This is a genomic window from Amycolatopsis halotolerans (genome assembly GCF_042647905.1).
GTDB classification, from domain to species: Bacteria; Actinomycetota; Actinomycetes; order Mycobacteriales; family Pseudonocardiaceae; genus Amycolatopsis; species Amycolatopsis halotolerans.
In genome coordinates this window covers 28,388-43,655 of the sequence record NZ_JBHRWI010000069.1, presented here as the reverse complement: position 1 = coordinate 43,655, position 15,268 = coordinate 28,388, and the positions used below count along the sequence as shown (strand labels likewise).

The 15,268-nt window shown below is 68.1% G+C and carries 10 protein-coding genes; 3 read left to right on the top strand and 7 right to left on the bottom strand.

Annotated features, from left to right (window positions below):
* Positions 1-101 precede the first annotated feature (101 nt).
* Together ACFORO_RS41550 and ACFORO_RS41545 are read left to right on the top strand one after the other, a co-directional pair.
* A complete protein-coding gene (locus tag ACFORO_RS41550; protein WP_377896755.1) occupies positions 102-1,496 on the top strand; it encodes an RHS repeat-associated core domain-containing protein in 1,395 nt (464 codons plus the stop codon).
* A 232-nt stretch (positions 1,497-1,728) separates the two neighbouring features.
* Positions 1,729-1,923 carry a hypothetical protein gene (locus ACFORO_RS41545; RefSeq protein ID WP_377875804.1) on the top strand — a complete coding sequence of 65 codons (195 nt, stop codon included), beginning with the start codon at positions 1,729-1,731 and terminating at the stop codon, positions 1,921-1,923.
* A 200-nt stretch (positions 1,924-2,123) separates the two neighbouring features.
* Here ACFORO_RS41545 and phoU read toward each other — a convergent pair whose 3' ends face one another.
* The 7 genes from phoU to cmdF form a co-directional block, all read right to left on the bottom strand.
* Positions 2,124-2,780, bottom strand: a complete 657-nt coding sequence (gene phoU / locus ACFORO_RS41540; protein WP_377875806.1) for a phosphate signaling complex protein PhoU — start codon at positions 2,778-2,780, stop codon at positions 2,124-2,126.
* Positions 2,781-3,490: 710 nt separating this feature from the next.
* The gene (locus ACFORO_RS41535; RefSeq protein ID WP_377875809.1) at positions 3,491-5,374 is read right to left on the bottom strand and encodes an endonuclease/exonuclease/phosphatase family protein; all 1,884 of its coding nucleotides are present in this window, start codon (positions 5,372-5,374) and stop codon (positions 3,491-3,493) included.
* Positions 5,375-6,911: 1,537 nt separating this feature from the next.
* Positions 6,912-8,402 (bottom strand): APC family permease, encoded by a 1,491-nt coding sequence (locus ACFORO_RS41530; RefSeq protein ID WP_377875811.1) that lies wholly within the window; start codon positions 8,400-8,402, stop codon positions 6,912-6,914.
* 32 nt (positions 8,403-8,434) lie between these two features.
* Positions 8,435-9,478 carry an alcohol dehydrogenase catalytic domain-containing protein gene (locus ACFORO_RS41525; RefSeq protein WP_377875813.1) on the bottom strand — a complete coding sequence of 348 codons (1,044 nt, stop codon included), beginning with the start codon at positions 9,476-9,478 and terminating at the stop codon, positions 8,435-8,437.
* Between the two features lie 31 nt (positions 9,479-9,509).
* Positions 9,510-10,925 carry an aldehyde dehydrogenase family protein gene (locus tag ACFORO_RS41520; RefSeq protein ID WP_377875815.1) on the bottom strand — a complete coding sequence of 472 codons (1,416 nt, stop codon included), beginning with the start codon at positions 10,923-10,925 and terminating at the stop codon, positions 9,510-9,512.
* Complete coding sequence (locus ACFORO_RS41515) at positions 10,925-12,025, bottom strand: AMP-binding protein (protein WP_377875817.1); 1,101 nt, start codon at positions 12,023-12,025, stop codon at positions 10,925-10,927. Before ACFORO_RS41515 ends, ACFORO_RS41520 begins: the two co-directional genes overlap by 1 nt.
* 53 nt (positions 12,026-12,078) lie before the next feature.
* Complete coding sequence (gene cmdF / locus ACFORO_RS41510) at positions 12,079-13,686, bottom strand: tyrosine 2,3-aminomutase (RefSeq protein ID WP_377875819.1); 1,608 nt, start codon at positions 13,684-13,686, stop codon at positions 12,079-12,081.
* A 639-nt stretch (positions 13,687-14,325) separates the two neighbouring features.
* Here cmdF and ACFORO_RS41505 point away from each other — a divergent pair.
* Positions 14,326-15,228 (top strand): phytanoyl-CoA dioxygenase family protein, encoded by a 903-nt coding sequence (locus ACFORO_RS41505; RefSeq protein ID WP_377875822.1) that lies wholly within the window; start codon positions 14,326-14,328, stop codon positions 15,226-15,228.
* The last annotated feature ends 40 nt before the right edge of the window (positions 15,229-15,268 follow it).

Sequence of the window (15,268 nt, the reverse complement as noted above, 5' to 3'; positions counted from 1 at the left end):
TCCACTAGAATAAAAGAAGAAACCATCCGTGGCTTACACGGAAATCATGACAGGGTCGGTGGATCCGGCTGGACTACGGCTACGACAAACTCGACGGCGTCGTGTCCGTGACCCGCCACCGCGATGGCGTCGTGTTGCAGGCCGCGGCCTATGACAACAACGGCGGCCTCACCCGCCGAGACACCGCCACCGCGACTCACGTCTTCGCTTACGACACCGGCGGGCAGCTGCTGTCCGACACCCGCAGCGACGATGCCAGCCCGGACGAGCACCTCGCCTACGGCTACGACCTCGCCGGCAACCTCACTGCCGCGACCGATCCCGGCGGCCAGACGGTCTATGGCTACGACGCGGCGAACCGGCTCACCTCGCTGGCCGACCCGTTCGGGCAGACCACGACTTTCGGCTACGACAACGCCGGCCGCCAGACCAGCCTGACGGTCAAGAACTCCGCGGGAACACAGTTGTTGCAGACCAGCTACAGCTACACCCGCACCGGCGGCGCGGACTCCGACCAGATGCAGTCGAAAACCGACGCCACTGGCACCACCGCCTACACCTACGACTCCCTGCAACGCCTCAAGACCGCAGGCTCAACCAACTACTCCTACGACAACGCCGGCAACATCACCAAACTCGGCGCAGCGAACCTGACGTACAACGCCGCCGACCAGCTCGTCAACGACGGCCGCGCCCGCAGCTACGACACCGCCGGCAACCTCACCGGGTCGAGCAACCCGACTGAGACCAACAACTACAGCGACACCGGCCAGTTCGTCTCCGGCAGCGCCGCCGCCGGTAACAGCTTCGCCGCCAGCTACGACACCCTCGACCAGACTCAACCCCGCCAGCTCGCTTACACCACCAGCGGCGGAACCACCACCGACCGGTTCACCACCACCGCACTCGGTCTCACCCAAGCCGTCCACAACGGCGCCCGCACCAGCCTCGCCCGCGACCCGCGGGGAGCGATCGTCACCGAGAAAACCGGGGCCGGCGCGCGCTACAACGTGGTCACCGACTACCAAGGCAGCGTCGTCGCCCTCATTTCCACCACCGGCACCGTCGCCGCGACCTACCGCTACGACCCCTACGGCGGCAACACCGCCACCGGACCCAACGCCGCAGACAACCCGATCCACTACGTCGGCCAATACCAGTACGGTGTCGACATGCTCCTGGGCTACCGCTGGTACTTCCCCGGCTGGGGCCGATTCCTCACCCCCGACCCCACCGGACAAGAAACCAACCACTACGCCTACGCCCAAGACGACCCCATCAACAACAGCGACCCCACCGGGGCGAAATCAGCAAACAACGGTTGTGCGGATGCGATATTCGGAGTGGCCATTATTGGTGTTGGTCTGATAGGAGGAGCAGTGGGACTTGCCGCAGCGTTTATAGCCGAAGACATGCTAGGAGTGGGCTTGTCGATTGCCAGGTTAGCTGGTGCGGGCGCTAGTGGTTTAGCGGTAGACAATTCGCCGTGCCGATGACGAATACGGCGCTAATTGGAATAATAGTCGGAATTATCTCGATACTGCTCGCGCTAATTGCCATAATTCGAAGTATGCGAAAAAGAAAAGGCCAGTAGGGAAAACACTGCGCGGCCGGGCTTCTGCTTCGGTAAGCAGCGGCCCGGCCATGCCGTGATTGCCACCCTCGGGCGGGGAGGGAACTTAGCGAGCCGTGTCACCGCGGTCCGGATCACCCCTGGCAAGGAGAATAATGAAGAAGAAAAGCATTGTTGTGATGACTGGGATCATCGGTGCATTTCTTGCGATCTTTGCCTCTCTCTTCATCTTCTTGCAGGAGAACCCAGGGTCCGGCGAACAGGCCAACCTGATAGGAATTATTCTTGTTTTGGCCGGTGTTGTGATATTTTTGCTTGCCTCGTTGATATTGGCAAAAAAGAGAAAATAGCATTAAACGAGGATCTCCCTGGCGGGCCAGGGAGGTTTGCACTATTGACGGCGCAGACCTCCCTGGCCGGCATAGCGCTCGCCGCGACGGGCCAGGCTGCGCTCCGCAGGCGGCCGCCGTGACGCGGCGCTCGCTGCTCGCCATCACCCGCGCCCTGACCGTGCTGGACGCCGCTGACGAGGTTGCCGCCGCCGCCCTGCTTATCGTCCTGTGCATCTTCTGGTACCGCCGGACGGCACCTGGTCGCTGCACGTCACTCGAGCGACTGACACCGCTTGGTCGGCGTAGCGCTCGAAGAACCGGGCCAACAGCGCGACGTCGACTCCTGCGCGGACGCCGTGAGGCCAGTCGTTGCTGCTCGCCGACGCGAGCAAGTGTCCTTCGAGGCGGTCGATGAGATCGTCGGCGTCCTCGAGTTCGGCGTAGCGTGCTTCGCCGGTCAGGATCAGCTGCCGGACTGCGCGAGCGCTCACCACTGCCAGCCGCCCCATCTCGCCGAAGCTGTCGCGGGTGTCGCCCGGGATCGCGGCGTCCGGGTGGCGGCGGACTTGTTCGGCGACGTGGCGGGCGAGATCGCCCATCCGCTCGATCTTTTCGCTCACGTGAACGAAGGTCACGATCGACCGCAGGTCGCCGGCGACCGGAGCCTGCAGCGCGAGCAAGGCGTGTGCCTTTTCCTCGCTGGCCAACCGCATCGCGTCGGTGTCGGCGTCGTGACTGATGACGTCTTCGGCCAGCGGAAGGTCACGGTCGAGCAGTTCCTGGGTCGCCTTCTCCATGGCGTGCGCGGCCAGATCGCGCATCTGCGCGAGCTGGCCGGTGAGGCTGTCGAGTTGGTTGTGGAACGACGTCCGCATCTCACGACAGCAGGGGGCGCGGCCAGGAGAGGCCATGCGGAGTTGCCGGGCGCCCGCGTGCTCCGGGCCGCTGGCCGGTCAGGTGGCGCGGCTGTCGGTCGGGCGCGGCGAATGCCGGCGTTTCAGCGGAATGAGCCGGAGTATGTCCCGGGGGTGAGCGCGGGTCCGGCAGGGGGCGAGGCACCGCGACGGGATCAGGCAACCGTGGGGCAGCAGTAGCCCCGTATCGGCCGGGCGGGGCGTGGCCGATACGGGTCGACAGCCGCTTCTCGAACGTGGTCGGCCAGAGGAGGTCGAGGAGTGGGTCCGCAGCGCCGCAGTGCTGCATTCCAGCGGGGGCGGACTGGACATCGCTGGCGGCGACGGGCGGATCGCCGGCGTTCGGGGCCGCGCCGACGACCAGGTCGACCGCGGGCGGCTCGATCCGAAGGGACCCTTTCGGGTGGCAGGCGAACGTCTCGCCGGACCGGCTGACCACGCCGCTGGTCCGCAAGGGGACTGCAGCGCGAGGAGGTCGATCGGCACGGCCAGCGCTTCGCTGTCGATTTCATCGAGCAATCGCCGCGCCAGCGCGAGAACCTGCCGTGGACCGTGCTCATGATCCTGGTGTCGGACGACGGGCGCGTTTCGCTGCATGACGGCCCGGCCGTGTGCGGGTGATGCGGTGGGGTTGCCGACCCCGCCGCCTTCACCCGCGCACGGCGCGGCGGTCAGGGGTTGACGGTCTTCCAGCGTTCGGCGGGGATGTCGTTGCAGCTGGCCAGGCGGACATCGCCGGAGGTGCCGTCCGGGCCGAGCAGGCACAGGTGGTTGGCCTCGTTGCGGTATCGGGTGGTGCCGTCGGCGTAGGTTTCGGCGATCCAGCGCTGGCCGGCGGCGTCGACGCCGCGGTCGTCGTCGCACGCGCGGAGCAGGGCTGGGACCACTGCGTCTGGTCCGGCGTGTTCGTCCTTGGTGCCCAGGCAGCGGCCCTCGCCGTCGAGGCTGAGGATGTGGACCAGGTTGTCGCCGGGGGCGGCCTGTTCGATGGTCCAGCCGAAGTCTTTCTTCTCCTGGCCGGTCAGCCAGTAGATCCACCACCACGAGGGCGGTCTGGGCGCGGAGCTGATGCTGGTGCCGGGGACCGCGCCGCGGCGGTAGATCCGGGCGTCGAACCAGGCGGATTGCAGACGTGCGTTCGCGGCGAGTTCGTGCCAGGCGGTGTTGACGCGGACGGCGTTGTCCCACCATCGCTGGCTGGCGTCCTGGCCGCAGGGCGCCGCGGTGACCGCGGCGCCGGCTGCGGTCAGGCAGAGCGTCGGGTCGGCGACGTTCTGCCAGAGCTGCGGTCCGCTGTTGTCGTGGTTGAGACCGGGGTCCGGGGCAGGCTGGTGGATGCGCCACTGGGCGCGGGGATCGCTGCACGGACCGGCGACGATCCGGACAGCGGTGTCGCGGCGGGCCCCCGGCGCGATGGACGGACAGCCTCCGGGGAACCGCAGGTAGTGGGTGAGGCCGGGGGTGGTGTACATCTGGGAGGTCTGGGAGTCGGTGAAGTTGGCCGGTGCGAGCACGAACGAGTGATCGGCATTTTCCTGCAGCGCGGAACCGGTCGGGGTGGCCAGCTCTGTGCTGTAGGCGTGCGACGTCGTATCCCGCCCTTCCAGTTCTGGGCTCCGGCTGAACTCCACGGGCGTGTGGTCTGCTCTGCCGCCGCGCGGGATGGTCGCGGCGAATCGCCCGGGCAGCCCGCGGGTGATCGCGTAGTCCAGCTCGGAGTCCTCCCTGCGGGCGTTGATGTAAGTCGGCCGGCCCGTGCGGACGAGTTCTTCGCCGGCGTGCAGATGCAGAGACTGGTCGCGCGCCCGGTCGTCGCTCTGGCCGAGGATGTTCACGTTGAAGTCGCCGACCATGACCCAGTGCAAGCCGCCCACGGCGCCGCGCACCCGGTCGAGCAGCCCTTGCACGTCCTCGCCCCGGGCGTGGACGTTCCAGTACCAGGTGTTGCCGAACCGCAGGCCGAACAACGGCCGCGCCCGATAGCGGTTGTTAGGGGCGTGCGGGCGCGGATCGTAGGTGGGGTTTTCGAGCACCCGGACCTCGTCGGCCTCGGTGTCGGTCACCAGCGCGAGGTTCGTCCGCCCGCCGTTCCATCTGTCGGTCTGAGAGGCTCCGTCGCGCTGCGGGTCGGTTTGCAGGAAGTACACGTAGCGGTGGAGGCCCCTCGACTCGGTGCCGATGTTCCAGTCGACCACGCTGTAGTTGCTGGGTTGCGAGGGCGGGCGACGGCGGCGCGGCAGGTCGATGACCTGGCCGGTGCCGCCCGGCCGGTAGTCCGCCCCCGGCGGGCCGCTGCCCGCCTCTTGCACCGCCACCACGGCATGCGTCGTCGCCATTCGCGCGACGTCCGACAGCCACGCCGTACCGTTGTCGGTGCCGTCTATGTTGTAGGAGGCGAACGGCGAGGCACCGTCGCCGTCCACGGCTTCCGCTGCCGGGGCGCCGGTCACTGTCGCGGCCAGCAAGGCCATCGGTCCCGTGACCGCCGCGAGCACGGCCGCGGTCCACCCCCGTCGCTGCTGCACGCGCGTCGCCGCACCACGATCTCGTCGCACTGCTTCCCCTCTCGCCGGCCGGCCCCGCGCCGTCCGGCGCGGGCGCACTGGCATCACAGGCCTCCCACGACGATCGACAGACGAGAAAACCTGATTTCGCCTATACGCTAAAGAGGCCCCGACATTCGGGTCAATTCATATTGTCCCGTTTGTGCGCAAAGCGAGATAGGGAAGCGAAAACGGGTAACTGAAATGCCTCTTCGGCTCGTCCGGCCGCTTTCGTGCGAGGCGGCGGAGGACAATCTCGGCTCGCGCCGAATTCTCCCGCTGAGGACCGATGAAGCGGGTCGCCTCTGAAAAAAGAACGCTGTCTTCCGTCTGCAGTGTATTCCGTGCTGTCCCGGCCCTTGGGCCGGTGAATTCGAGGAGACGCGTCGGTCGCTGCCCGATCCGCACTGTGCACCGGCGCGACGCGCCCGGACCGACTGTTTCCCGACGGTGCGGTTCAGGGTGCCGGTTCCCGTGGCAGGCCAATCACCCGTCAGATCGCTGCGCGAAGCAGCGCGCCGGTGATGAGCACCTGCTCGTCGTGGCGATTCGCGCACGCGCAGGCCGGAGCTGCCGAGACCGGACTCTCCCATGAGAAGCGCTGTCCCGTCGTTGTCGACCGGGTGGCCTCGGCTCCAAGCATCGGCGAGACTGGCAGTGAGGCGTGCCGTGATGGCCTCCCCGCTCTGTGCGATGGCGGTTTAGCGACCGCCCGCGCGGGGGAACAGGCAAAACGCCGGCCTCGTCGCGGTCCCGGATCGCAGACGGCTCCGCATAGTGGCCGGGTCTCGGATCCCGTCCCGGCCACACTCGCGGCCCTCGCGTATCCTCGGCCGGAGGTGCCATTGGGCCGTGCACAACAAATTTTGGCCGATCCCGGTGCCGTCGCGGAAGATTGATGATTTATGGGATGCTGGAATACATAAAATGCTTGCGCTGACGGCTGGCCTAATGGGAGCTGGTTCCGCGCCCTGCGCGACTCGGGCGGCCTTCGCGAATCAGCCGCCTTCAACTGTGGTTCCCGCTTGAGGCTCTACGGTGGTGCGGACTGTGTCGAGGTCTGCGTCTCTCAAGGGAGGGCTGGCTATGATCGACGAAGTATGGTACCTGGAACGAGCTTCCGCCTGATCGCGCCGTCCGGCGCGAACACCGCTTGAGCGGACTGAGTGTCGACCCGACGATCACGTTGTTCGACGGCGTTGGACGGAGAAGGCATTCTCGATGTGGTCAGTTCTCTTCTGCGCCGATGGATTCGCCAGTTTGCGGAGGCAGGCAGTGTGCATCACATAGTTCGCGATCTGTGCCCGACAGGTTCCAGCGCGCCCGAACTTCGGCGTCAGCCGACGGACTCGACTGTCCTCGCACAAGGTTGTCAGGGAGTTCTTGTGCTCAAGCCAAACCAATTGGGTGCGAACGTCTAGGCCTCGCGCATCGCAAACGCCTCATCGCAGTGCTTCAATGTCGGCTCCTCGCCCGTGCTGCAGGCCGATGTCGCCGATGCCTCCGGTGCCTGAACGGAGGACCTCGACCGCGTGGAGGCGCGGGGGCGTCAGGGGCGCCTGCCGTCGTCGGGTGCGGTGTCGAGGACAGGCGTCGCCGACAGTCCGCGGTCCGAGGACGGCGGTTCAGCCGGCCGCGAGGTGGTCAGGGTGACGGGGCGGCCGCGGCGGGCGTGCCAGGCGGAGGCCAGCAAGGCGAGGATGCCGGCCAGCGGGATGAGCCAGGGCAGCAGGACGGCTGCCGGGCCGGTGAGCCCGGTGAGGATGTCGAAGTTGGCGACGGCCAGCGCGATGATCAGGAGCAGGCCCAGCCCGCCGAGCAGGGGAGCGGCCAGGGTCTGCCATCGGGAGCCGTGTTCCCGGCGGCGGAAGAAGACGATGACGGCTGCGGAAGTGGTGGCCTGCAAGAGAAGGACGGCCAGGGTCCCGAGGCCGACGAGCCAGGGGTAGAGCTGGGCGAAGGGCTGGACGCCCGCGATCATGAAAGCGGACAGCGCGAGCAGGGTGAAGGCGCTCTGGGCGAGGCTTGCCTTGTGAGGGCTGCGAAACCGGTGATGAGTTCGTCCCAGGGAAGCGGACAGCAAGCCTCCTCTGCCCAGGGAGAACAGGTACCTGGTGAGGGTGTTGTGCACGGCCAGCAGCACAGCGAACAGGCTGGTGACGACGAGAACCTGCATCAGCTCGGTGGCCGGCCGTCCGACGAAGGCGGCGTTGACAGCGGTGACGAAGCCGACCGGGTCCGCGGCGGCGTCCGCGGCCACCGCTCCCGATCCGTGGGCCAGGCCGATGGCCCAGATCGTTACCGCGTAGAAGGCTCCCATGAGCAGCACGGCGACGTAGGTGGCGCGAGGAACGGTACGGCGGGGATTGCGGGCTTCTTCGCCGTAGACGGTTGCCGCCTCGAAACCGATGTAGCACGTGAAGGCGAGCAGCAGGGCTACGCCGGGTGCCTTGGCGAAGACGGCGGCGGGGTCGACGGCGTCGAGGTCGATTCCTTGTGCTCCGCCGCTTCCGATGACGGCGATGTCGAAAACGAGCAGGATGAGCACCTCGGCGATCATCACAACGCCCAGCACCTTGCTGGACAGGTCCACCTCGAGATAGCCCAGCACACCCACCATGGCGAGCGCCACGAGCACGAGGGCCTGCCAGGGCAGCCGCAGGTCCCATCGGGCCAGCAGGTCGTGCGCGAACTCGCCGAACTGGCCGGATACGCCGGCCAGCATGCAGTTGTAGGCCAGCAGGCCGATCCCCGCGGCGGCCTCGCCCGCCCGCCGCCCCAAACCGAGGGACACGTAGGCGGTGAAACCGCCCGCGTTGGTGACGTAGCGGGCCATCGTGGCATAGCCGACGGCGAACAGAAGCAGGATGGCGGTGGCGATCAGGTACATCCCCGGCACCCCCGTGCCGGACGCGGCGAAGGCGACCGGCGCCGTTCCCAGCGTGGCTCCCAGCGGTGCTGCCGACGACACCACCAAGAAAACGATGCCCGGCGTTCCCAGCGCCGATTTCTTGAGCTGGTTCGCGGATCCGGCGCTCATCGCCGCGCCCTCCTTCCCAGGATCCGGCATCGTCACGGACGCAGGACCGGCTTGACGCACCCGCGGGAGTCCATCAGCTGAAAGGCCTTCGGCGCGTCTGGGAGGGAAAACTCGGCGTCGAACACCGCGCTCGGGTTCAAGGAGCCGTCCAACACCTCCGCCAGCAGTTCGGGCAGATGCGTCCGCACGCTGGTGCCGCCACCGGACAGCGTGATGTTCTTGCCGAACAATTCCCACAGCGGCAACGTCACGTCCCAGGGCAAACCCGCGTATCCGATTCGCCCGCCCGGCCGCGCGCACCCGATCGCCTGCCGGATCGACTCGAGCGTGCCCACGGCTTCCACGACATGGCCGCTGCCTCCGCCGAGCAAGTCGAGGACTTCCGCGACGCCCGCGTCGCCCCGGCCGGGTACCACGTCGGTCGCTCCGTGCTGCCGGGCCAGCGCTTGCCGGCCTGGATCGCGCGACATCACCACGATCCGCTCAGCGCCGAGCCTGCGGCTTGCCAGCACCGCGCACTGGCCGACCGCGCCGTCTCCCACGACCACCACGCCGGATCCGGGACCGACCCCGGCGCACATCGCGGCTTCGTGCCCGGTCGGCATGACGTCGGCCAGCGACAGCAACGGCGACAGCAGGTCGTCCGGGGGCGAACCGGGCACGGCCACCAAGGTGGTGTCGGCCAGCGGCACCCGGACCAGTTCGGCGTGCCCGCCCTCCAGGACGGAGCCGTCCGGGCTGATCTCGCCGAACAGCTGCGCGCGGTCGCAAGCGATGGTCACGCCTCGCCGGCAGTGGGCGCAGCCGCCGCAGGAGGTGCTGAACGGAGCGATGACGAACTGCCCCGGGCGCAGCCGGCCGATTCCGCCGCCCACCTCCTCGACGACCCCGACGAACTCGTGGCCGCTGCGAATCGGGCGGGGAAGCGGCGACCGGCCCCGCAGCACGGCGAGGTCGGAGCCGCAGACCGCGGCCGCGACCACCCGCACGACCGCGTCGGCGGGATGTCCGATCCTGGGTTCGGGGACCAGCTCGACCCGGACGTCGCCGGGACCGTGGACGACAACGGCACGCACTGCGCCTCTCCTTTCTCCAGCGGGGAAGTCTTCATCGGGACCGGGCCACCGCGGTGCTGCGCATCAGGAATTCCGCCAGGAACCCGTCGTGCGGCACGCCGGGCGGCAGCCACCACGTGGGACGGTCCAGGCCGTAGATGTTGCGGACGGACGGTTCGGCGACCAAGTCGTCCACCATGGCGTCGCTCTTCGCTGCCAGACCGACAACCAGCGAGTGCCGTAGCGGCGCGACGCCGAGCGACGCGGACCACGGCGCCACCCACGCGCACGGGAACGGCAACTCGATGTCCAGGTGTCCCGACCCGGGGTCGGCCAGCAAATGGACCGCGGGGCGCAGCGCGGCGCTGCCGTCGCCAAGGTCGTGCGCTATCCCGTCGCCGCCGAGGACCGGTGTGGCTCCCGTTGCGCTTGCGCGCAGGAATGCGTCCAGCGCGCGTGCTTCGGCCAGCGACGTGCAGGGCAGCTCCGCGGCCTCGTCCTCGGGCGGCAGCGGCTTTGCCTGCGCCAGCCGCTCGGCCAGTGCACGGGCGAATCCCGGGGCATCGTGCTCGACCAGTACCGCGGTGGTGTTGAGACACGACACTCCGCCCAGCCCGGCGACCGACTCCGCGACGACCTCCAGGTGCGGTTCCCAGTCCCCGGTGATCAGCACCTTCACCCGGCCTGGCCCCTGCGGAAGGATCGGAGTGCGGTTGCCGCTCGCGCCGTAGCGTGCGAGCACCTCGTCGCCGCCGAAGACCATGGCCAGATCGCCGCCGTGGACCAGTTCGCCCGCTGTGGCGTGGTCGCAGGGCAGCAGCAGCACGTCGTCGTCGGGGAATCCGGCCGCGCGCAGCGCCAGCACCAGCCGGTACGCGGTGAACGGGTCGCGTCGTGACGGGCGCACCGCCACCCGGTAGCCCAGGGCCAGCGATTCCAGCCAGAGCGAATGGACGGCCGGGTGGTTGCCGGAGGCCTGAACGCTGAACACCCGGCCCCGGCGGCGCCAGACCACGACGGGACCGGCAGGTCCCGTTTCCCCGGCCCGAGCGCCGGACGGGAGCGCACCGGCGGGCCGAGCGAGTTCGACACAGTCCTGAGCGTGGGCCGCGACGTCGGCGATCGTCGCGGCCGCGGCCCTGGCCACGGCCACCGGCACGCCCGTGGTCCCTGCCACCAGCCGGTGGTGCTCGTCGGGAGCGATCCCGGCAAGCACACCGTCGGCGAAGTGGCGGGCAGCGGATCTCAGCCGCTCGGCGCGCAGCTCCGGCGGCCACGCCGCGGCCGTGGCCGGCGCCGACCTGAGCTTGTCCATGGTTCGGGCGATGTAGAGAGCCGGGGCCAGGGTCAGCTCGGCCACCGGCGTGCCCGTGACGTCTCGGACGACCTCTCGCCGGTTGGCCCGGTAGCGTCCGGCACCGCCCAGCGCGTCGATCAGGTGAAGATCGGCGCCCGCGGCGGGACTCATCAGTACGCCCCCACGATCACCGGCACGCCGGAGAACTCCTCCACGGGCCGCACGTCGGCCACCGAGTGGCTGACCTGGCCGTCGGGCTCGGCCGCCCGCCGGGCCACGTCGCGTTCCAGGTTGTTGGGCAGCAGCGCCGATTTGCTGACGTGGTGCATCACCACGCGCCCCGTCTCGCCGACGGCGACCGGTTTCCCGGCGGCCGGGTCGACGACCTCGTAGGTCACGTTCGCCGACGGCGGATCGAACACGGAATCCCCGTTGTCGGTCGACGGCCGCTCGAACGCCGCGCCCAGCGCCATGGTGCTGCCGTAGAGGCCGTACACCCGGATCCCGGGGAACACGTCCTCGCGCAGCAGGTCCCGGGTGTCGCTGTCCATGCTGGTGCCGCACCAGGTGATCGCCTTGACTTGGCTGCGGACCAGGTCGGCCAGGCGTTCGTCGCGCGCCAGCCTGGACAGCAGCGGCGGCGGGGCCTGGACGGCTCCGACCCGTTGCGTCGACAGGACGTCGGCCACCTGCGCGAGCACGTGGTCCAGGTACCGCTCGATCTCCTCGGCGCGGCCTTGCCGCAGGCCCAGCCGCACCCAGCGAGGGTCGAAGTCCACCGCGAAGCGGACTCCGCCCCTGCGGCGGGCGTGCTGCGCCGTCAGCTCGGCGTAGTCGTGCGGCCCGCTGGGGCCCATCGACAGCCAGTTGACGTTCCGGGGATAACCCCGCTCGTCCATGGCGCGCATGGCACCGGCCATTTCGCGTTCCATCCAGTCGGCGAAGTAGAGCACCCGCTTGGGCGGGCCGGTGGTGCCGCCGCTTTCGAACACGCCGATGATCTCGGCGGATCCGCCGTAGCCACGGGGGATCAGATCCTCGATCGGGACTCGCCGGAGTTCGTCGACCAGCTGAGGAAACATCCTCAGGTCGTCCATGGTGCGCACCTCGGTGCGCGGGTCGAAGCCCAGCCGCGGCAACCGGTCGAGCCAGAAGGGCGTGCCGGTCTCCGGCGAGAAGTGCCACTGCATGGCCGCGCGGACCAGTTCGTCCGGGTCCACCCGCGCGTCGAACGCGGCGTCCAAGACCGCTGGTGCTTGCCGTGGTGTCATATCGATCCTCCGTCCGCGGAGTCGCGTGGGCCGTCCGCTGCCGCTTCCTGGCCTCAGCGCAGCGGGATGTCCAGCGCTTTGATCGCGTCGAGGAACAGGCCCTTGGAGACGGCTTCGGCCACCAGTTCCAGTTCGTCGGACATGTAGCGGTCTTTTTCGAGCATCGGAGCCAGGGAGCGAACCGTCTGATAGGTGGTCTTGCCCGCCGGGCTCAGACCTTCGTAGCGGCCGGTCAGATCCACCGCCTGCGCCGCGGCGAGGTATTCGAGGGCCAGGATGCGGGTGTTGTTCTGCAGCACGCGGCGGGCGTTGCGCGCGGCGATCAGGCCCATGCTGACGACGTCCTGGTTGTCGCCGTTGGAGGGGACGCTCTGTGTGCTGGCGGGGCCGATGGTCCGGTTCTCGGCGATCAGTGCGGTCGCGGGGTATTGGGCGCCGGCGAAACCGCTGTTGAGACCGGGGTCGCCGGCCACCAGGAATTCCGGCAGGCCGTAGCTCAGGTGCCGGTTGAGCAGGCGGTTGCTGCGGCGTTCGGACAGCACGCCGAGCTGGGTCAGCGCGATGGTGGTGTAGTCCATGACGAACGCGACCGGCTGGCCGTGGTAGTTGCCGCCGTGGAAGACCTCTTTGCCTTCGAAGAACAAGGGATTGTCGGTGGCGGAGTTCAGTTCGGTGTGCAGCGTGCTGGCGGCGTGGCGCAGAGAGTCGCGGACCGCTCCGAGGACTTGGGGGATCGCTCGCAGCGAATAGGCCTTCTGGAGGTAGACGTCCGTGCGGGTGACCTCTTCGCCCACGCGCCGCTGCTCCACCTCCTTGCGCAGGTCGGAGTGGGCTACGGCGAGTTCGCTGCCGGCCAGCAGGGCGCGCAGGTTGCCGGCCGAGTCGATCTGGCCGCGGTGCGGGCGGGCGAGTTCGTGGCCCTCGGGCAGGAACGGGCTGGTGGAGCACTTGAGCGTTTCCAGCACGAGCGCGGAGACGATTTCGGCCTGGTGCAACTGGTCCAGCGCCCGGCCCACTACCAGCGAGCCGAGCCCCGTCATGCCGGAGGTGCCGTTGATCAGCGCGAGTCCCTCTTTGAACCGCACCTCCAGCGGAGTGATCCCGTGCTCGCGCAACACCTCGGCGGTCGGCACCCGCTGGCCGCCGCGCAGCACGTACCCCTCGCCGATGAGGGTGATCGCGATGTGCGACAGCGTCGCCAGGTCTCCGCTGGCGCCGAGGGAGCCGATTTCCGGGATCGCGGGGGTGATGTTGCGGTTCAGGTAGAGCGCGAGGCGCTCCAGGATCTCCGGCCGCACAGCGGAGTAGCCGCGGGAGAGGGCGTTGAGCCGGGCGGCCAGGATGGCTCGTGCCTCGTCCTCGCGAAACAGCGCGCCGACCCCGGCGCTGTGGCTGCGGATGAGGTTGGTCTGCAGCTCCACTTCTTTGGACGGCTCGACCTGCATGTAGATCATCTCGCCGTACCCCGTGGTGACGCCGTAGACGGCGGCGCCGGTCTTGACGATTGCTTCGAACTGGTGCCGGCTCTTCGCTGCTTTGACCAGCACTTCGGGGCGCACGGTGCACGGTGCGTGGTTCTCCGCGACGTTGCGGATGTCGCCGATGCTGAGGGTTTCGCCGTCGAACGACACAGTGCTCTGCTCAGTGCCGACCAAGGTCACGGTCTTGCCTCCATACGGTTTGCCGATGAGTTCAGGAAAGCTGCCGACGCTGTCGTGCGAATGCATTTCTTGCAGCAATGAATGGCGCTGCCGGGACAGGTATTCGACTAATAGAAAGTGTCGCGGGAGTCGGAGCTGGGCCGATCCTGCTGATTCCGCTCGCAATGCCAGGCGGATGGCAGCGGCTTCGCGGCTGCTCTTGACGTCGCCCTCAAGTATCGACACCCGCTGCGGCACCGTCAACCTCCGAAAGTGTGCCAGGCCTGTGCCGCATGTTCTTTGCGCAAAAGGGAAATCGTCCCTGCCTCTTCGTGCACGTACGCGGCGAACCGTTGACTCTGGCGAGGCCGGGGGTAGGCTATCGCGCCTGATAAGAATTCCGTCGAAATGCGCAGATCGGCCACCTTTGCTCTATGGTGTGGATCACACCTGAATGCGGCTACTTGCCTGGCACTTTTTCTGGAAGCATTCGCCTCGGGTGGCGGGCCGCTTCGGGGTATTTCTCAAGCGGCTCCAGGCCGACAATGCGAACGAATTTGAAATTATCGGACAACTGCGACGTCGGCACCGATAGCGGTCAGCTGCCCGGACTGGTGACGAATAATGTAATCAGGCAATACCTGAGACGGGAGGATGACGATGAAGAGTGCTCTCGCCGACCGATTCGCCAACACCGCGAGCACCGAAGACGTACTGGCAAGCGTTCGCACGAACGGCTACGCCATCGTCGAGGACGTGCTGCCGGCCGAAACGGTCGACGCGCTGATCGAGGAGATGGCTCCGTACATCGAGGCCACCCCCTTCGGGCCGGATGCCTTCGCGGGCCAGCGCACCAAGCGCACCGGCAGCCTGGTGGCGAGGTCGGAAGCCGGCCGCAACCTCGTAGTGCACCCGCTGAGCCTTGCCGTGGCGCGGGGACTTCTCGACAGCTCCACCGAGATCCAGTTGTCGCAAACCCAGCTGATCAGCGCGTATCCGGGCTCGGTGGCACAGAAACCGCACAAGGACGAGCTGATCTGGGACTTCTTTCCGTTCGCGGCGGACCACCACGTGATGTGCCAGTTCTTCTTCGCACTGACCGATTTCACCGCCGAGAACGGAGCCACGCTCGTCGCCCCCGGCAGCGACCCGGTCCTTCCGGAGGAGGTCGACCCGGCGGATTTCAAGCCGGTGGAGATGCGGAAGGGCTCGGTGTTCGTCTTCTCCGGCAAGGTCGTCCACGGCGGCGGCCACAACACCACCGACGCGGTGCGCCAGGGCCTCATCGTCAGCTACTGCTCGGGCTGGGTGCGGCAGGAGGAGAACCAGTACCTGGTGTCGCCCCCGGATGTGGCTCGCAGCTACCCCGAAGACGTGCTGCGGATCATCGGGTACCAGCAGGGCTGCTTCGCGATGGGCTACGCGGGCGACATCGAGGAACCGATGGACGTGTTGTTCGGCCGTAAATCGGCGACCCCGATCGTCCCGTCCGAAGCCGCGGCGCGCGGTGCGAACAAGACAGCCAAAGACTGGAGCGCCGACGTGGCCGGCCGCACCGTCTAGCCCGGGGAATTCGCCGCGGTGAGGCGCCGCCGGTGCGGTG